General features: G+C 55.1%; 15 protein-coding genes. 1 reads left to right on the top strand and 14 read right to left on the bottom strand.

Annotated elements, in window-relative coordinates; all coding sequences use genetic code 11:
* Nucleotides 1-91: 91 nt before the first annotated feature.
* The 12 genes from ACX1DY_RS10525 to ACX1DY_RS10470 all read right to left on the bottom strand — a co-directional run bounded on the left by ACX1DY_RS10525 (nt 92) and on the right by ACX1DY_RS10470 (nt 14,238).
* Complete coding sequence (locus ACX1DY_RS10525) at nt 92-1,282, bottom strand: D-alanyl-D-alanine carboxypeptidase family protein (protein WP_458964309.1); 1,191 nt, start codon at nt 1,280-1,282, stop codon at nt 92-94.
* A 190-nt stretch (nt 1,283-1,472) separates the two neighbouring features.
* Nucleotides 1,473-2,435, bottom strand: coding sequence for an ABC transporter ATP-binding protein (locus ACX1DY_RS10520; protein ID WP_458964146.1), 963 nt, complete (start codon nt 2,433-2,435; stop codon nt 1,473-1,475).
* Nucleotides 2,432-3,409, bottom strand: a complete 978-nt coding sequence (locus ACX1DY_RS10515; protein ID WP_458964145.1) for an ABC transporter ATP-binding protein — start codon at nt 3,407-3,409, stop codon at nt 2,432-2,434. Before ACX1DY_RS10515 ends, ACX1DY_RS10520 begins: the two co-directional genes overlap by 4 nt.
* Nucleotides 3,410-3,779: 370 nt before the next feature.
* Nucleotides 3,780-5,066, bottom strand: a complete 1,287-nt coding sequence (locus ACX1DY_RS10510; RefSeq protein WP_458964144.1) for a M20 family metallopeptidase — start codon at nt 5,064-5,066, stop codon at nt 3,780-3,782.
* Nucleotides 5,067-5,153: 87 nt separating this feature from the next.
* Nucleotides 5,154-6,755 (bottom strand): ABC transporter substrate-binding protein, encoded by a 1,602-nt coding sequence (locus ACX1DY_RS10505; RefSeq protein ID WP_458964143.1) that lies wholly within the window; start codon nt 6,753-6,755, stop codon nt 5,154-5,156.
* A gap of 105 nt (nt 6,756-6,860) precedes the next feature.
* Nucleotides 6,861-7,787, bottom strand: a complete 927-nt coding sequence (locus ACX1DY_RS10500; RefSeq protein ID WP_458964142.1) for an ABC transporter permease — start codon at nt 7,785-7,787, stop codon at nt 6,861-6,863.
* Nucleotides 7,788-7,797: 10 nt separating this feature from the next.
* Nucleotides 7,798-8,808: an ABC transporter permease gene (locus ACX1DY_RS10495; protein WP_458964141.1), complete on the bottom strand. Its 1,011-nt coding sequence runs from the start codon at nt 8,806-8,808 to the stop codon at nt 7,798-7,800.
* Nucleotides 8,809-9,052: 244 nt separating this feature from the next.
* Nucleotides 9,053-10,579, bottom strand: a complete 1,527-nt coding sequence (locus ACX1DY_RS10490; protein ID WP_458964140.1) for a PucR family transcriptional regulator — start codon at nt 10,577-10,579, stop codon at nt 9,053-9,055.
* A gap of 285 nt (nt 10,580-10,864) precedes the next feature.
* Nucleotides 10,865-11,521: an aspartate/glutamate racemase family protein gene (locus tag ACX1DY_RS10485; protein WP_458964139.1), complete on the bottom strand. Its 657-nt coding sequence runs from the start codon at nt 11,519-11,521 to the stop codon at nt 10,865-10,867.
* A 45-nt stretch (nt 11,522-11,566) separates the two neighbouring features.
* The gene (locus tag ACX1DY_RS10480) at nt 11,567-12,511 is read right to left on the bottom strand and encodes an aminopeptidase (RefSeq protein ID WP_458964138.1); all 945 of its coding nucleotides are present in this window, start codon (nt 12,509-12,511) and stop codon (nt 11,567-11,569) included.
* Between the two features lie 15 nt (nt 12,512-12,526).
* On the bottom strand, nt 12,527-13,231 hold the full coding sequence (locus ACX1DY_RS10475; RefSeq protein ID WP_458964137.1) for an AroM family protein: 705 nt from the start codon (nt 13,229-13,231) through the stop codon (nt 12,527-12,529).
* Between the two features lie 56 nt (nt 13,232-13,287).
* A complete protein-coding gene (locus ACX1DY_RS10470) occupies nt 13,288-14,238 on the bottom strand; it encodes a DUF1177 domain-containing protein (RefSeq protein ID WP_458964136.1) in 951 nt (316 codons plus the stop codon).
* 286 nt (nt 14,239-14,524) lie between these two features.
* Here ACX1DY_RS10470 and ACX1DY_RS10465 point away from each other — a divergent pair, with 286 nt between their 5' ends.
* Nucleotides 14,525-15,553, top strand: a complete 1,029-nt coding sequence (locus ACX1DY_RS10465; RefSeq protein WP_458964135.1) for a serine hydrolase domain-containing protein — start codon at nt 14,525-14,527, stop codon at nt 15,551-15,553.
* Between the two features lie 465 nt (nt 15,554-16,018).
* Here the strand turns inward: ACX1DY_RS10465 and ACX1DY_RS10460 are convergent, their stop codons facing one another.
* Nucleotides 16,019-17,350: a pyrimidine-nucleoside phosphorylase gene (locus tag ACX1DY_RS10460; RefSeq protein ID WP_458964134.1), complete on the bottom strand. Its 1,332-nt coding sequence runs from the start codon at nt 17,348-17,350 to the stop codon at nt 16,019-16,021.
* Entirely contained in the window at nt 17,350-18,213 is an 864-nt protein-coding gene (locus ACX1DY_RS10455; RefSeq protein ID WP_458964133.1) for a purine-nucleoside phosphorylase, read from the bottom strand. Before ACX1DY_RS10455 ends, ACX1DY_RS10460 begins: the two co-directional genes overlap by 1 nt.
* Nucleotides 18,214-18,266: the final 53 nt, after the last annotated feature.

Below are 18,266 nucleotides of genomic sequence, written 5' to 3'. Positions count from 1 at the left end.
GCAATTCAGGAATCCTGCCTCACGACAAAACTAGAAGAAAACCCCTACGAATCTACAGAAGGCAGAGGACCAATCTACAAAAAACAAGAAATTAATCAAACTTGAACAGGGAGCCCGTTGACCGTTTGAACAGCTTCCACCAGCCCGCCTTGGCGACATTCGCGTCCGCCTTCAGCTCATATTCTTTAAGCACACTAGTGCCCTGATAGACTACCAGCTTGCCCACCGTCTGGCCTGCGGTCACCGGGGCTTTAATGCTTTTTGGCAGTACCACCTCGTGACGAATGCCTTCCTGGGTGATTCCTTTACGCAGGAGCACACTGTATGTTTCCTTGGCGGTCAGCGGCAGCTCCGTCTTCACACCCTTTTCAATCTTCAGCTTGCCGATGGTATCCCCTGCCTTGTGGATGGTATGCACCTTATACTGGGAAAAGAGATAATCGAACATCCCCGACACTTCGCTGTTACGCGTCTTGGTGTTAGGTTCGCCCAGCACGACAGCGACAGCACGCAGTCCATCTCTGGCCGCAGTCGCGGAGAGACAGAACTTAGCTTCGGACGTATAACCCGTTTTCAGACCGTCTGCTCCCGTATAAAAGCGCACCAATTTGTTCGTATTCACCAGCCAGAACGGCTTCGCCGAATCCTTGCGCAGATAATCCTGGTAGGCGCCTGTATACTTAATAATCCGCTCATGCTTCAGCAGCTCCTTGCTGATGATGGCAATATCGTGCGCGGAGGAATAGTGATTCTCTGCCGGCAGCCCGTTACAGTTGGCAAAATGCGTGTCCTTCAGGCCAAGCTCCTCGGCCTTCTTGTTCATCTGATCGACAAAAGCGCTCTCCGAGCCGGCCAGCTTCTCCGCCATCGCCACAGAAGCGTCATTGCCCGAGGCCATCGCAATGCCCTTGAGCATTTCGTCCACAGTCATCTCTTCGCCAGGCTCCAGAAAAATCTGCGACCCGCCCATCGAAGCGGCATATTCACTTGTCCGCACCTTGTCGGTCAACTGCAGCCTGCCTTCGTCCAGCGCTTCGACGGTCAGCAGCATCGTCATGATCTTCGTAATGCTCGCCGGCGGCAGCTTGTCGTGGCTGTTCTTCTCATAGATGATGGTGCCGGTGTTCGCATCCATAAGAATGGCGGAACGTGCTCCCGGAGCGAGATCTACGGCAGCGGCATTGCCGGTGCCTTTAGCCTTGGCTTTCTCCTCTGCGTGCGCGCCGGATGCCGCCCCCAGAACCGAGGCAGCAACACAGAGCGCAAGCAGTACATAACGCATTTTTCTCACAATGGTCCCCTCCTGAACATTAACCTTCATTTCACAGGTACTGTGTTCCAGTCTGGTCAGAAAAGGTGAAAATTATTCCATTTGTGTACTTTTTGGCTTATAAAAATAGGCCAACCAGAAATATCCGGCTGACCTAATAATGCGAAGACCACCCGATCCCGGATGGCCTCAATACTCTTTCTTAATATAAATGGCAGGAAACCTGGTGCCCCGAGTCCAACTCGCGCAGCACCGGCTCATCCTTACGGCATTTGTCCATCGCAAACGGGCAACGCGGATGGAAGGCACAGCCGGATGGCGGCGTCTCCGGGTTCGGGACATCTCCGGTCAGCACAATCCGTGACTTTTTGAGTCCCGGATTCGGCACCGGCACCGCAGACATAAGCGCCTGAGTGTACGGATGCAGCGGCTTCGCGAACAGCTCCTTTGTGGGAGCAAGCTCAACGATCCGTCCCAGATACATAACTGCGACCCGGTCGCTGATGAATTTCACGACAGACAGGTCATGGGAGATGAACATATAGGTCAGACCGTACTGCTCCTGCAAATCCTGCATCAGATTGAGCACCTGCGCCTGAATGGAAACGTCCAGGGCGGAGACCGGCTCATCGCAGACGATGAACTTCGGATTCAGCGCGAGCGCCCGGGCAATACCGATGCGCTGCCGCTGGCCGCCCGAGAATTCATGCGGGAAACGGTGCGCCTGGTAAGGCGAGAGGCCGACGACCTCCATCAGTTGCTCGACGCGGCTCTTCAGCTCGCTGTTCTTCGCCGCTTCATGCGTCCGCAGCGGCTCCTCCAGAATGCGCTGGACGGTCCAGCGCGGGTCCAGCGAAGCATACGGGTCCTGGAACACCATCTGCATATCGGTGCGGAAACGCCGCAACTGTTCAGTGTTCAGACTGCGCACATCCGTGCCGTCAAAGAGGATTTCGCCGTCCGTCGGCTCAATCAGGCGCAGGATTGCCCGGCCTGTGGTCGACTTGCCGCAGCCGGATTCACCTACAACAGCAAGGGTTTCCCCCTTCTCTACAGACAGCGTGATGCCGTCCACCGCTTTGACAGCCCCGACCTGCTTGGCAAAGAAGCCTTTGCGGATCGGATAATGCTTCTTCAGGTTGCGTACTTCAAGAATCGCGCTCATGATACTTCCTCCTCCTGCAGCAGACAACGGCAGCTATGTCCCGGCCGGGTTTCAAGCAGCTCCGGTCGTTCTGTCCAGCAGCGTTCTACAGCCACCGGACAACGCGGAGCGAAGCGGCAGCCGGACGGCAGATTGGCCGGGTTCGGCACCTGGCCCGGAATCGAGGGCAGTCTGTCATTATCCCCGGCAAGCTGGGGCAGTGAAGCCAGCAGCCCCCGGGTGTAGGGATGCAGCGGTTTGCCAAATAGAGTGGCGACATCCGCCTCCTCCACAATCTGGCCCGCGTACATAATGACGACCCGGTCGCACATCTCCGCAACGACCCCGAGATCATGGGTGATCATCAGGATGGACATGCCCTCCGTCTGCTGCAGCTCGCGCATCAGATCCAGAATCTGCGCCTGGATCGTCACGTCCAGGGCTGTAGTCGGCTCATCCGCAATCAATAGCTGCGGATTGCAGACCATCGCCATCGCAATCATCACGCGCTGGCGCATCCCGCCGGATAATTGATGGGCATACTGCTGGGCTATTTTTTCCGGACGGGGAATCCCGACCTTGCGCAGCATCTCAACCGCCCGTTCGTCCGCTTCCTTCTTGCCCAGCTTGAGATGAAAACGCGCGGATTCCGAAATCTGCCGGCCGATTTTGAATACCGGATTCAGCGAGGTCATCGGCTCCTGAAAGATCATCGCAATCCGGTTGCCCCGGATATTCCGCACTTCCTTTGCCGGCATCTGCAGCATATCCTTGCCTTCGAAACGGATTTGTCCGGCAGCAATACGGCTGATCCGCTTCGGCAGGAGCTGCATGATGGACAGCGAGGTAATGCTTTTGCCGCAGCCCGACTCGCCGACGATGCCCAGCGTCTCCCCCTTGCGCACGGACAGGCTGATTCCGTCAACCGCACGGATGGTACCCGCAGCCGTTACGAATTCGGTAGCCAGCCCGGATACTTCAAGCAGTTCTGTCATCTTTATCCCTCCCCGCGGTAGATATATGTTCTCTGATTGTACTTTGTAAACTATATAAATCGAACTTTAGATTCTCATATTAGAGTACTGGTCGTAACTGCGGGGAATGTTTGGACTTCCGGCCGCTGTTATGTTTGGATTTCCTGATTTAATACCGTTGTTCACGGTAGAAATCCAAACATAAAGGCGGACGCTGACGCTCCTCCAGTTCCAAACTTCCCCTCCGTACTCCTGCCATTTTTATGATTTTTTTAAGTTCAACTTATATAGAAAGCCCGTTCTTCTGCTGTAAAAATGCAATAGTTTATGTCTCAACTAATCGTAACATCAATATTACTCATCGGTTTAACGTAAAATTTGTCAGTGATCCTTACTCTCCGCTTTCTTCTACACCAAGGTACTTCAGCGCAGTCAGCGCATAGACTTTGGCGCACTGGATAATCTGCCAGACCGGCGCTTTTTCATTAAAATTGTGGATGGTCGACAGCTCGGCAGGTCCGTATTGCAGCACCGGAATCTGGTGGGTGCGGAAATGACGCGCATCGCTGGAGGCCCATTGCAGCACACCGTAGGCTTCCTCGCCGCTCACCTCGCAGATGCTCTCCACCAGATCGCTGACAATCGGCTCCTCCGTAGATGTCCAGTTGGCGTTGCCCTGGAAGCCGAAGCCTTTGACCTCGGACTCAATTCCTGCTTCAAGCAGCAGCGAACGCGCCCGGTCCAGCACATCCCGGTAATCGACGCCAAAAGGGACCCGGGAATCCACCTGCACCGTACAGCGGTCGGCTACCACGTTCACCTTGGTTCCGCCCTGAATCGTTCCAATGTTGACCGTCACGTGATCGAACACCTGATAAGCGATGGAGCCGTCCTGTTCACGCTCCTTCACATAATCCTGGGAAATGCGGATGATCTCCTTGACCTCCTCAGGAATGTCCGGCTTGATGTCCCATAACCGCTGCAGCGCTTCAATCCCCTTGGCTGCTTTGACAATTGCACTCTCCCCGACCACAGGCGCAAGACTGCCGTGTCCCGGCGTGCCTTCCACCGTGAACTCGAACCAGCAGCTTCCCTTCTGCCCAATCGTCGGATTCAGCGGACCGGATGGCTCGGCAATGACCGCAGCCGTTCCTGTTACCAACCCACGTTCAAGCACCCACGGCACACCGAGATGGCCGCCTGTCTCCTCATCCGGCACAACCAGCAGTGCCAGATCGCCGCGCAGTGGAACACCAAGTCTCGACAGCAGCCCCATGGCGAAGATCAGTCCGGCAAGGCCGGCCTTCATATCGGAAGCACCTCTTCCCAGCAGGTAGCCGTCCACGATATCGCCGCAGAACGGATCGAAATCCCAACGGGACAGATCCCCGGCAGGCACCACGTCCGTGTGTCCGCAGAAGATCAATTTTTTATCGGAAGGCGCTTTGGCCTCAGTTTTCAATGTGGAGACGAGGTTCAGCATCGTTTCAGTTGCCGGATGCACCTCTGTATCAATTCCAGCCTGCTTCAAATAATCCATAATAAAAGCACTTATATCACGCGAGTCGCCCGGAGGGTTCTCGGAAGGAAAACGGATCAGCTGCGAGCACAGCTCCAGCAATTGCTCCTGCTCTTCATCTATCGCGCTCAGCACCTTGCTCTTCCAATCTGTCACCATGTCCTGTCTCCTTTTCATACGCTGTAATTTGGAAAAAGAGGGACCGCAGCCGCGTTGGCCCGTCCGCTCTTTGTTCAAAATAATCTTCTATTCCTGTACCGACAGCGGGTAGAAGCGGATGACCTCATCCGGGTAGAACGCATAACCGCTGATTTTGTTGCTCATGCCGACAATCCGGTTGTATTCATACAGATACGCCCAAGGTGCTTCGGTTGTAATGATTTCCTGTGCTTTCTTGTACAGCTCTGCGCGTTTCGCTGCATCCGTCTCTGTGTTGGCCTGCTCCCACAGCTTGTCTACTTCCGCATTCTGATAGTTGTGATAGTTGGAGGAGCCTTTGCCATACATCAGGAAGCCAAGATGATAGCCGGGATCGTTGACAAAGGAAGTCCATTTGGAGATATAAGATGTCAGCTTCTTCGTTTTCTGCTGCTCCAGGAACTGGGCGCGGGCCAGCTTGTTGATGTTCATCGTTACACCGATTTTGGCCAGCTCTGCCTGGATCAGCACCGCATCATCTTCCCAGTCGTCAAAGCCGGAGCCAAGCGTGAAGTCAAAAGTAAATCCTTTCTCATAGCCTGCTTCCTTCAGCAATTCCTTCGCTTTGTCCAGATTATGCTCATAGACGTAGCCTGCATCGGTGAAGCCCGGGGTATTGCTGGCAACCGAGCTCTTCATCTGCTTGGCCTGTCCGTACATTACGCCAGTCAGCAGTTCGTCATAAGGAATCGCATAGTTGATGGCCTGGCGGACCTTTTCATTGTCAAAAGGCTTCACCTTGTTGTTCATTGCAAAATAGAGAATCCGGTTGCTCGCGTTCGAGGCTACAGTCAGGTTGCTGTTGCTTTTCAGGGAATCAACATCCTTCGGCGGAATTTCAATCGCCATGTCCACGTCGCCTTTATTCAGCAGCAGTACGCGGTTAGAGGCTTCCTTGGTGAACTTCAGGGTTACCTTGCCAAGCTTCGGCGCGCCCTGCCAGTAGTCTTCGTTCGGGGTAAAGACCGCTTCGGTGGCAGGGTCCCATTTCTCAAGCTTGAAGGGGCCGGAGCCTGCAGCATTCGTATTGAGGTAGTCAGCGCCTTGCGCTTCAACCGCCTTCTTGTCCACGATGGAGAAGGTGTACATCGCCATAATTTGCAGGAAATTATGATTGGCATTCGTCAGGGCGATTTCCACGGTGGAATCATCCTTGGCCGTAACCGACTTGATCGCAGCCATGCCGTAGAGGAAGCTGCCGGAGCTGGACTTCGCAACACGGTCAAAGGAATACACGACCGACGCCGCATCCACCGGATTGCCGCTCTGGAACTTCACGCCGGACTTCAGCTTAAAGGTATAGACGGTATTATCGCCGGATACCTCCCAGCTCTCGGCAAGCATCGGCTTGATATCCTCAGTGTTCGCGATATTTGCCCCGTTTTCCGTTTTGACGCCATAGGTTACGAGCTGGTCATACGCCGCAAGCACCAGGGTATCCGAGGTCAAATCATTGGCCTCCGCCGGATCGAGTGTAGTGCCGCCTTCAGAATAAGCGACGGTCAGGAAAGGCTTGGCTGCAGCAGTCGGCGCTGCGGTTCCTTCAGCCGCCGAAGTGGCAGCAGGCGTCTGCGGATTGGCGCTGCTTGCGCAGCCGGCCAGCATGATTGAAAAAGCGACGAGCGTGGACAGCAGTTTTACTCTTTTCATCAATAATTCCTCCCTTTTCTACTGGCTCCTAACATAGTGCTGCTGATTTATATTTACCGGGAAATATTTTAGAGCCGAGGTGGATCAGACCGTCTCTGCTCCTATCTATTTGCCCGACCGCAACCGTGGATCAAGTACATCCCGGAAACCGTCTCCGAGCAGGTTAAAACCGAGAATGGCTGTGGCAATCCCAAGGCCCGGGAAGGTTACCAGCCACCACTGCCCGGAGATGATATACTCTCTGCCCTCAGAGATCATCGCCCCCCACTCGGCAATCGGAGGCTTGACCCCAAGACCGAGGAAGCTGAGACTGGAAGCCGTCAGGATGGCGAAGCCCATGCCCAGCGTCGCCTGAACCATCAGGGGAGCAAGCGCGTTCGGCAGAATATGCCGGTAGAGAATAACCGAGTCCTTCACGCCGATGGCCCGGCTGGCTTCCACATACTCCTTCTCGCGGAGCGATACCGTCTGGCCGAACATCAGCCGCGCAAATTCCGGAATGCCCACGATGCCGACTGCGATCATCGCAGTGGTCAGGCCCGCTCCGATGGAAGCGGCAATAGCCATAGACAGCACCAGCGACGGGAAGGACAGCAGAACGTCCATCAGCCGCATAATTATGCTCCCTGTCCGTCCGCCGTAGTAGGCGGCAATGCCGCCAAGCGGCACACCGATCAGGAATGAAATAGCGACCGCGATAAGGCCGGTCCAAATACTGATTCTCGCTCCATATAGCACACGGCTAAAGATATCCCGGCCAAAGTTATCCGTGCCGAACCAGTGGCTACCCGACGGCGCCTGGAGCTTATTCGCCATATCCGTAAGGTATGGATCATGCGGTGCAATCCAGGGTGCAATCAGGGCGGTCACGGTCCAGACCAGAATACATACAAGTCCGATTGCGGCAAGCCGGTTATGCAGGAGCAGGGTGAGTAAGGTTTTGGGTTTATGTGCAGCAGCGGGTTTCGAAGGATTGCCCTGCGCTGACTGTGCTGCCGTGCTCAATGGAAATCTCCTCCTTTTCCGAAACATACGTGAATTCTTATTCATAACGGATACGCGGATCAATCAGGCCGTAGATCAGATCGACTGCCAGGTTGATCCCGCAGTAGAGGATGGCGCTGACCAGTGTAAAAGCTTGAATCGGCGCGTAATCCGCAGCCAGAATCGAATCCGTAACATAGCCGCCGATGCCCGGCCAGGTAAAGATTGTCTCCGTAATGACCGCGCCGCCCATCAGATAGCCGAACTGCAATCCGAGTACAGTAAGCGTAGGAATCAGCGCGTTCACAAGCGCATGCTTGTAGACCACGGCCGATTCGCGCAGCCCCTTGGCCCGGGCCGTTCTGACGAAATCCTGGTCGACCACCTCCAGCATGCTGGAGCGGGTCATGCGGGCCACGATGGCCATCGTCCCTGTACTGAGGCAAATCGCCGGGAGCACCAGGTGGGCGATGCTGCTTTTCAAAGCAAGGATATCTCCGGATAAAATACTGTCCAGCACATACATCCCGGTGATGTGGACCGGAGGATTCAGGTCACCGCTGATCCGTCCCATCGGCGCGGGTGCCCAGCCAAGAATTGAATAAAAGACATAAATGAAAATCAGACCCAGCCAGAAGATCGGCACACATGCACCAATCAGTGAGAAGACACGTGAGATGTGGTCGAGGATCGACTCCTTGCGGGTTGCCGCAATAATCCCTACGGGAATCGCCACCAGAATCGCTATCAGAATGCTGGCAATCGTCAGCTCCAGAGTAGCCGGAAAACGCGTCGCCAGATCGCTCGCTACCGAATGCCCCGTATGATAGGCATAGCCGATATTCCCCCGGAACAACTGTCCGATATAACTGAAGAATTGAATGTACAGCGGCTTGTCCAGCCCCATGTCCTGGCGGATTTTGTTAACCGTCTCCTCCGGGGCCTGTTCCCCGGCCAGCATGATCGCGGGATCACCCGGCAAGACTCTGGAGAGGATGAACGTGATCACGATAATGCCGAGCAAGGCCGGAATCATCTGCGCCAGTCTTTTTAATGTGTAAGCAAACAATGAATCAACCCCCTTACGCTTCTGTAGCCAGCGGCACATCCTGCCTGCAACCGAAGGTTCCATGTCAGGTACCTTGCGGTTTCTTGGTCCCCTTTAGTAGTTGTGCTAATTCTACATAGATTTCAAGCTCCACTCTACGTCCCGTTCAGCTAAAAAAAAGCACAACCGTTTGTCGATTGTGCACTATTACTGCGTTTAAATGTTACTTTTTCTAACACATCACTCCATAAAATTGCCATTCTGCTTATTTTCCCTGCAAATAATAGTAGATCAGGCACAAATGGCATACAAACTGCTCACGTGGATCATTCAGATCAAAACCTGTGATGTCACGGATGCGCTCCAGCCGGTATTTGACGGAATTGCGATGGATGTACAGGCTGTTCGCTGTCTCGATCAGGCTTCCCCGGCACTCCAGATAATGATAGAACGTCAGCAGCATGTTGCTGTCATGCTCCTGGTCATATTGCCGCAGCTTGCCCAGCTTGCGCTCGAACAGGGCGGCGAAGCCTTCTCCGCTAAGACCCTCCAGCAGATGATATACCTCAATCTCTTCGTAGCGGGTCACTCCGCCCGCCCCTTGACCCAGACGCCTTGCCACGGACAGCGCCTTGCGCGCTTCATTGTAGCTGGTCTGAATATCCCAGAGGTACTCCTGAGTCCCTACCCCCGTGCGGTAGCCTCCCAGCCCTTCGGCTTTGTCCTGAAGCCAGCCTTCAAGCGTCACCGCCCATGTCTCCTCTCCATCACCAGCAGTATTGAACTTACGGCCTTCGGGGGTCGGCAGGAACAGCACTGCGCGGTTCGAGCGGAATTCCGCATGGGGGGTTACCCCGCGTTTCCGGGCTTCCCGGTCCAGCAGCCGGTTCACCGTCTCTTCATTCGGCGCAGTCTCCCCCTCAATTACGGCAACCTCCCACTTGTGTTCAGGGTTCATCCCAAGCTGGCGGGCCCGCCGCTCCACCTCATGCCTGGATGGCAAGGGAGGCGTCAGCAGCTCATCAATAAAATTGCCCCGCAGCCGGAACTCTGTATCCTCGGCCACCTTTTCCCGCATCAGCTCCAGGGCAAACACCAGACGCGCCTGCTCAATCCCGACCTCCTCCATATCATCCAGCTTCTTCTTGTCCACCAGCAGCCTGGCAACCGTCCGCCGGTCCACATGGATATTCCAGCTTAGCGGCTCCTCAGGAATCGACCAGTCAAACTGGGACGGTGAAGAGACAATAATATTCCGCTCTGTATCGACCAGGGCGACAGGCGCTTTTAAGAATTCAGCCACGTTGTCGCTCACGGCCTGAATCCCGCTGTTCTCCAGCACCATCATCGTCAAGGTCCGGTATACCTCCTCCGCACGGCGCAGCAGCATCGCCTGACGGCCGAGCAGCAGCTCCATCACCGGCTGGGTAATATCCGTATAGGGAATTTCCGGCGGTATCTCCACAATGGGCAGACCGCAGATATTGCTGGCCTCGATGGCCCCCTGGGGGATCTCTTTGAGGAAGCGGGCCGGCTTGATTGCCAGCGCAGCTGCACCCAGTTGATCCAAGGTGTAGACCAGCTCGGTCAGCAGCGAAGGATCGTGGCGGATCGAATAGGCTGTGGTCAACAGCATCACGCCTTCGCTGATCCAGCCCTTCAGATCAGGGACCTCCATAATATCCACAAAGCGCACCACCCGGTCCAGCCCCTGAACGCCGCTGATAACGGTCGCTTTGGACAGAACCTTGAGCTGCATCAGCTCTCTTAACGTAATGCCCCTAGTATTCAACAATCCTTCCCCCTTCTACTGTCTACAGTATTTCTTGTTTTTTCCTGAACTATGCCAATCTTGATTTCTCGATAGTTTATCAGAATTTGTCGAATAACCAAAAGAAAAAGTTATGAAGTTCATGTAACTGCTGCTTTCCGACATACAAAACGGCCTCACAAAAAGAAACGAGCACCGCCCTTTGGACAAGGCGTCACCCGTTTCTGGAGTCGTACGAGGTGAAACGGCTGCGCTGACCTTAAAAAGGGCAGTATCCGTTTCAGCGAAAATATAAGGATAAATCGTTTATTTACTGCCGGACCTGTCCGGCGACGAGGCTGCCGCCGCCACTGCGGCTCCCAGCGACAAAATCGGGTCCAGCGCGCGGACACCGAGCTTCTCCTCCAGCTCAGCAGCCAGCCCGATGGTCGCAAAGCCCGTACATGCGAGCACAATGGCTTCCGCTCCGCGCTCCACCAGCCTGGCCGCTGCGGCCAATGCCCCGGCGCGTCCCTCCGGCGTGTTCAGATCAAGGGTCGTCGTGACTCCGTCCGGACGGTCCATGCCCACATACGCCGCTCCAAGAATGCTGCGTATAAACGGCGGAACCTCCGTGAGAATCGTCAGGACGCCCACCCGGTCCGAATACGCCATCGCCAAATGCGCAGCACAGGAGCCTGCACCAAGAACGGGCACCCGTACAGCAGCTCTGGCTTCCAGCAGGGCGGGATCAGCCGCGCAACTGATTCCGATGGCGGTGCAGCCGCTGTTCTCCAGCTCGCGGGCCAGCGCAATGATCTTGGGAACGGATTCCGCTTCCGTTGTGTCATTGAATACGCCCTGTGGCTGGTCCTGAATACACCGGCTCATGACAGGCAGGCCGAAGCGGCGTTCAATCAGCTTCCCATGCAGATGAATGGAAGCCTCCTCCTCCAGTGTGATGACACGTATGATTCCCAGCAACTGTATCCCTCCTGTCGGTCAGCCTTCGCAAGACCCCAATATAATCTATAGCAGCTCTCCTGCGCGCATAATGAGCTTGTCATCCAAATAAACGTCCGGCTTCATCACTACAGCATCAATGTGGACGCCTGCCGCCACGACTCCGCCAAAGGTATTGTTGCTGCCGAAGGCCACATGAATTGTGCCATAGACCTTCTCGTCCTCCAGTACCACACCGGTAATTCTCGCCTTGTTATTGGTCCCGATGCCGAATTCGCCCAGAAGCCGGCCATCACCTGTACCGAGCATCTCCAGCAGCTTGTCGCCGCCTTCGCCTTCGGCAGCAGTCAGCCGCCCTTGCTCTACTGTAAGGATCATCGGGCTGCTCAGCGCGCCGATTCCGGCAACGGAGCCGTCCACTTTAATCTTTCCTGTGGCAGTACCCTCCAGCGGTGCAATGTAGGCTTCGCCTGAAGGCAGATTGCCCGACTCACCCGGATTCAGATACAGCCCCGTGCTAAGAATGCCCTCCCGCCCTTGGGTCGAAAAGGACAAGCTTAATCCTTCCTTCTCGATCCGGACGCTGCTGCTGCCGGACAGCAGCGAGGCAACCTGCTCGGTCATTGCCTTCACCTGTCCGTAATCCGCTGTAATCGCCCCTTGGCTGAACATATCGTCCGTCATGCCAGGCATGGTGGCTACGCGGGTTCCCGCCGCAGCCGCCTGCTTGCGGGCCGCAGTATGCGTCATGGAATGGGTGGTAATACACACGGCCACATCCGATTTGGCCATCGCCGAGGCGATGGCGGCAGGCGGTTCTTCGCCGGACCGGGTCCGGTTGCTCATAATCAGCAGCACAGCCTCGGCGCCGAGGCGTTTGCCGGCCTCATAGACCGATTCGGCAAGCTCCCGCTTGTCATCGTCTGCCACTACGGCTAGTTGCTCATGGCTGCCAAGTCCCAGGCAGTCCTTCAGGACATTCATACTGATATTAATCCGTTCTTCACTCATTTCGTTTCCTCCTGATTACACCATTTCAGCGATCAGCTTCCCCATCAGCGCACTCGACAGCACGACAGGGATTCCAACTGAAGACGCCCATGCTCTATGCTGCTCCACATAGCCCATACAGTCAAGTACAATCAGATCGGCGCGGCCTTTCAGCTTCTCCGCAGCAGCCCGGAATTCGGCTTCGCTTCCGGTATAAGGTGAGACGGAGGCAAAGGGCAACCCGGAACCGGAACCGGAACCAGAAACTGAACCACAACCACCAGCAGCCCCTGCAAACTTCTCATTCATATGCTTCTCCTGCTCAGGCAAAGGGCCAATCAGCCCCAGACGGCGCTTTCCGGCCAGCGCCAGGACTACCGGAGGGATAATCCGGTCCGGCTCGATCAAGTGGGCGCGTGCTGTGCGCAGGCCGGGAAATTCACCGGTGCACAGCAGCAGAATCGTAGTGATTCCAGCGGCTTCCATGGCATCAATTTTCCCCTGCAGCACCGACTTTATCCGCTCTCTGGAGACTACAGCAGCAGATCCGTCTGCCATCCGGGAAGTCAGCACATATTCTCCTTCTTCCGGTCCATAGTTCGCACTGACCTGTGCTTGCGTGAAGCCATCCAGCACCCCGGACTGCAGCAGCGCTGCACGGCCCTTCAGGTACTTCTCAAGAATTGGAGCCACATCGGTCCTTGGGGCTTGTCCAATGGTGATCAGTCCTATGGTCTTCAACCTGTTCCCTCCTCTACATCTATACCGCAGCTAACGCCACATCTCCGCCAGCCGACTCAGGCCGTAGGTACTGCCGGTTTGCCCGGAGTCTGCAGCACCTTCATGGAGCCATACAGCTCCGTAATGCGTGCGAATTCGGCTTGGTTATAGAACGAGCACTGACCTTGGCTGAATTCCTTTGCCGTCTCAATAGCAAACCGTACCGCTGAAGCAATATCGACCTCGTGGCTTGCACCGGTTCCGCAGCCTGGCACCATGGATTGGGCTGTAATCGCCAGACCGACAACTGGAGCATCCGTCGCTACTGCCGGCTGCAGAATCGAATTAATATGGTAAAGGTCGTTGCCGTATGGAGTGATGTCCTGAGTCGTAACCGGAAACGTAACCGGAAGCTGGCCTGTCGTCATTTCCAGAATCCGCAAAAGATCCTCGCTCACCCGCAGGATGTAGCCCTCCTTGACGGTAGGGGAGATCGCGATGCCTTTGTGATTAATTACCCGGTTGCCTTTAGTGGTATCTATGGATAGAATCGCCTCCATCTCAGGAAGCACCTCATGCTCATTCATTTGCAGAATATCGACAGGAGAATCCATGAAATCAACCGGCTCATGCGGCAGCGTCGGCGCATCCGGGCAAATATGCGTGGTGATCAGCACGTCGCCTTTGAGCACATCTCCCTTAGACTGCATGTCTGCCAGCTTCAGTGCTGAAGCAACGGCTGCTACCGCACCGTCGGCATCGGAGACAATCCCGATCCGCCCGGGACGGGCACCGATGCCGCCCAGTCTGCCCACAATGCCAAACGTAGGTGCAGATCCGCCCCCGGCTTTGCCGTTGCTGCCCGGAATGGTGATTTTTACAAATTCAGTGCTCCCTTTATCGCCTTGCACCTTTTCAACCTCGACCTTAACTCCCGGATAAGCCGCGAAAAGCTGCCTCACCTGCTCACCGTTAGCATAAGCACTGTCCAAAGTATTCAAAACCGTTATCGTCTGATGAAGTGCCATTATAATTCCTCCCCGGATGTACTGTCTCTAATTTAAGAGTTTCTAATGTTAGAGTTATACTATCTCAAATTCCAAATGGTCCACAATGTACCGCCCTGCCAAAACTAAACTGCTTTTCTTGTCCTTAGCAGATAAACCTTACGCGCAGCGTTCACTCTGCATTTCGCAATTCCAGGTAGAGCCAATTGTTCCATAAACGGTACATACATGAAGTTTACATACCCTTTCAGGTGAACCCATGCTATCGTAGGTTTGAAAAATCAGAGCTATTCAAGGAGGACACATCATGCAGCATGAACAGTTGAGCAGGAGAATTGATGCAGAGGCGGAAAGAGCGGGCTTTTCGGGAGCCTTACTGGTTAAAAAAAACGCCCATACTATAGCCTCCGGCGCATACGGGTACGCCAATAAAGCGGAACAATGGCCGAATCGTCCAGATACGCGTTTTGGCAATGCTTCCGGCTCTAAGCTGTTTACAGCGATAGCCGTCTGCCAATTGGTGGAGCAGGGCAAGCTTGCGCTGGACAGCAAAATCATGGATATTCTGGAGCAGGCGGAGTTCCCCCACTACAGCCGTGACATCACCGTTCATCATCTGCTGACCCATAGCTCGGGAATTTCGGATTATTTTGATGAAGAGACGATGACGATGGAAGATTTCGCCGGACTCTGGACAACCCGCCCGATGTATCTGCTTAGGCAGCTTGAGGATTTCCTACCGATGTTCCGCGAATTGCCAATGAAGTTTGCCCCGGGAGCCAGATTCCATTACAATAATGCCGGTTATATCCTGCTCGGTCTGCTCGTCGAGAAGCTTAGCGAGGTAGCGTTTACGAATTATGTGGAGCGGCATATTTTTACGCCTTGCGGGATGGCAAACTCAGGGTATTTCTCGCTGGATGCTCTCCCGGGCAATACGGCCCTTGGATACATAGTGGAGGACGACGGAACCTGGACCACCAATATCTACTCTATTCCCGTAAAAGGAGGCGCGGACGGCAGCGCATTCGTCACTGCTCCCGATATGCTGCTGCTGTGGGAGGGCTTGCTCGAGCATAAGCTGCTGGGTCCAGAGCTGACCAACCTGATGCTTACCGCACATATTCATGAGGAAAAAGATGAGTATTATGGATACGGGGTGTGGATCACCAAGCGGAATGGCGAGGTGTACAAATACCATGTAATGGGCTACGATCCCGGGGTATCCTTCCACTCCGCCTACTATCCCGCCAGTGGAGCAACAGCAGCCGTGCTCTGCAATCAAAGCCGCGGCGCTTACCAGATGCTCAGGACTGTCGAGGATTGTTTGGGTTAGCCACAGGGCAATCGCCTACGAAATTTAAAATAAAAATAGGAGAACCGTGAGTTTGGGTGGGCGATCTGAAATAACGGCAGAATTGCCGTTGTTCAAGTGGTCTCGGGGGATTCGATCTGCAGTAACGGCAGAATTGCCGTTGTTCAAGCGGTCTCGAGGGATTCGCTCTGTAGTAACGGCAGAATTGCCGTTGTTGAAGCAGTCTCGAAGGATTCGATCTGTAGTAACGGCAGAATTGCCGTTGTTCAAGCGGTCTCGGAGGATTCGATCTGAAGTAACGGCAGAATTGCCGTTGTTCAAGCGGGAGTAATTATTTATGAAACTCCAATGAAGTGATCCAAAAAAAATCCGTAAGCGATTGTCCTTAAGCAATAGCCAGCGAAAGATTGCTACGACAAAAAGCCGTACAGAACAAAAATCGCTCTGTACGGCTTGTATATGTTGGGCCTTGCAGCCCCGCCAATTCTAGTACCGCGTTACCCCATCCTTGGTAACCAATGCGAACACAAGCGGCTGCGGCGGAACGGGTTCGGAGGAGATGAGGTAAGCTTCCAGCACCTTGGCTTCCGCTTCCTGCACCTTGTTCGCTCCGGCGTCGTTCACATGCAGCACGGCAAGAGTTTCGCCTGCGGCTACCGCATCGCCGACCTTCTTGGACAACTGGATGCCGACCGCCAGATCAATCTCCGATTCCTTCGTTTCACGTCCGGCTCCAAGCAGCATGGCAGCGATGCCGATCTCCTCGGCCTGAATGCTCTCCACATACCCTGCCGTCACTGCCTTCACTTCGATGAAGGTCCGCGCAGACGGCAGTGTCTCAGGTGATTCGACCTGCGTAACATCTCCACCCTGCGCTGCAACGATCTGCTTGAACTTGGCGAATGCGCTGCCGTCCTCGATATGGGACTTCAGAATCGAACGCGCTTCCGCCTCGTCCTTCGCTTTGCCGCCGAGCACCAGCATTTGGCTGCCGAGAATCAGGCAGACCTCCTCCAGATCCTTCGGCCCGTGGCCCTTCAAGGTTTCGATGCCTTCCTTGATTTCCAGGGCGTTGCCGATGCCGTATCCGAGCGGCTGGTCCATGTCGCTGATGACCGCAACTGTGTTGCGGCCAAGATGCGTGCCGATATCGACCATGGCCTGGGCCAGGGCGATGGAATCGTCCAGCGTCTTCATGAACGCGCCGCTGCCGGTTTTGACATCGAGCACGATGGCATCTGCGCCGGCGGCAATCTTCTTGCTCATGACGGAGCTGGCGATCAGCGGAATGGATTCCACGGTTGCGGTCACATCACGCAGCGCATACAGCTTCTTGTCCGCTGGCGTAATGTTGCCGGACTGGCCGATGACGGCCGCGCCGATCTCGCCAACCTGCGTGAAGAAGCGCTCGCGTTCCATCTCCACAGAGAACCCGCTGATGGATTCCAGCTTGTCGAGCGTGCCCCCGGTATGTCCCAGCCCGCGGCCGGACATTTTGGCGACCGGCACTCCGGCGGATGCGACCAGCGGTGCAAGCACGACCGTTGTTTTATCGCCCACCCCGCCAGTGGAATGCTTGTCCACCTTGATGCCGGCAATTGGACTAAGATCAACCTGATCGCCGGACATGGCCATCTCCAGAGTCAGATCGCCGGTTTCCCGCGCGTTCATCCCTTGGAAATACACCGCCATCGCCCAGGCCGAAATCTGGTAATCGGGAATTTCACCTTTGCTGTAGCCTTGGATCAGATAGGCGATTTCCTCGCGGCTCAGCTCGCCGCCGTCCTTCTTCTTCTGAATCAGGTCAACAGCCCGCATTATGCCTGCACCTCACGGACAAAAGCGCGCACCAGGCCGATAAATTTCGGCTTCGTCAGGTTCGCCACCTTCACCACCTGCTCATGCGTCAGCGGCTCAAGCTCATCGCCAATCGCCATATCGGTGATGCAGGTAATGCCGAGCACACGCAGTCTGCTGTGGCTGGCAACGATCACTTCAGGCACAGTGGACATGCCGACGGCATCCCCGCCGAGGTAGGCGAGCATTTTCAACTCCGCAGGGGTTTCGTAGGTCGGGCCGCTGATTCCGGCATAGACGCCTTCCTGCAGCACAAGCGTTTCGCCGTCCACACCTTTTACCTCACCTGCGAGCTTTTTAGCCAAAGCAATATATTCAGGATCGTACGCACGGGACATATCCGGGAAACGCACACCCAGCTCCGGATCATTCGGTCCGATCAGCGGGTTGTCGCCGGTCATGTTCAAATGGTCTGTAATCAGCATGAGATCACCGGCTTTGAATGCACGGTTCATGCCGCCGCCCGCATTGGTAATCACCAGTGTGCCAACGCCCAGCTTCGCCAGCACATATACCGGCAGCACAACCTTGCGCATAGCGTAGCCTTCATAATAGTGGAAACGGCCCTGCATAATAATAACGTCCTTGCCTTCCAGCTTCCCGATCACGAACCGTCCGGCATGGCCTTCAACCGTCGAGCGGGGAAAATGAGGAATTTCTTCGTACGGCAAGTACACTGCATCCTCAATTTGGTCGCCCAGATCGCCCAGGCCCGAACCCAGAATAAGCCCGATGGTTGGGGAGTAGGCTCCCAATTTGGATTTGATATATTCAGCCGCTTCTTTGACCTGCACACCATAAGGGGCGTTAGCTTGTTGTGTCATATGTTGATCCTCCCGGATATTAATTGTGAAATGCAAGCGAAACGGCTACGCCG

The organism is Paenibacillus sp. BAC0078 (assembly GCF_054483875.1).
The sequence above is the reverse complement of the archived record's forward strand: the minus strand, read 5'-3'. Positions and strand labels throughout refer to the sequence as shown.

What these genes read in the sequence shown, in the direction of transcription:
- ACX1DY_RS10470 (WP_458964136.1), bottom strand. Translation starts at nt 14,238, where the DNA reads ATGGCACTTCATCAGACGATAACGGTTTTGAATACTTTGGACAGTGCT.
- ACX1DY_RS10455 (WP_458964133.1), bottom strand. Translation starts at nt 18,213, where the DNA reads ATGACACAACAAGCTAACGCCCCTTATGGTGTGCAGGTCAAAGAAGCG.
- ACX1DY_RS10525 (WP_458964309.1), bottom strand. Translation starts at nt 1,282, where the DNA reads ATGCGTTATGTACTGCTTGCGCTCTGTGTTGCTGCCTCGGTTCTGGGG.
- ACX1DY_RS10465 (WP_458964135.1), top strand. Translation starts at nt 14,525, where the DNA reads ATGCAGCATGAACAGTTGAGCAGGAGAATTGATGCAGAGGCGGAAAGA.
- ACX1DY_RS10480 (WP_458964138.1), bottom strand. Translation starts at nt 12,511, where the DNA reads ATGAGTGAAGAACGGATTAATATCAGTATGAATGTCCTGAAGGACTGC.
- ACX1DY_RS10520 (WP_458964146.1), bottom strand. Translation starts at nt 2,435, where the DNA reads ATGAGCGCGATTCTTGAAGTACGCAACCTGAAGAAGCATTATCCGATC.
- ACX1DY_RS10505 (WP_458964143.1), bottom strand. Translation starts at nt 6,755, where the DNA reads ATGAAAAGAGTAAAACTGCTGTCCACGCTCGTCGCTTTTTCAATCATG.
- ACX1DY_RS10500 (WP_458964142.1), bottom strand. Translation starts at nt 7,787, where the DNA reads ATGTTTCGGAAAAGGAGGAGATTTCCATTGAGCACGGCAGCACAGTCA.
- ACX1DY_RS10515 (WP_458964145.1), bottom strand. Translation starts at nt 3,409, where the DNA reads ATGACAGAACTGCTTGAAGTATCCGGGCTGGCTACCGAATTCGTAACG.
- ACX1DY_RS10460 (WP_458964134.1), bottom strand. Translation starts at nt 17,350, where the DNA reads ATGCGGGCTGTTGACCTGATTCAGAAGAAGAAGGACGGCGGCGAGCTG.
- ACX1DY_RS10510 (WP_458964144.1), bottom strand. Translation starts at nt 5,066, where the DNA reads ATGGTGACAGATTGGAAGAGCAAGGTGCTGAGCGCGATAGATGAAGAG.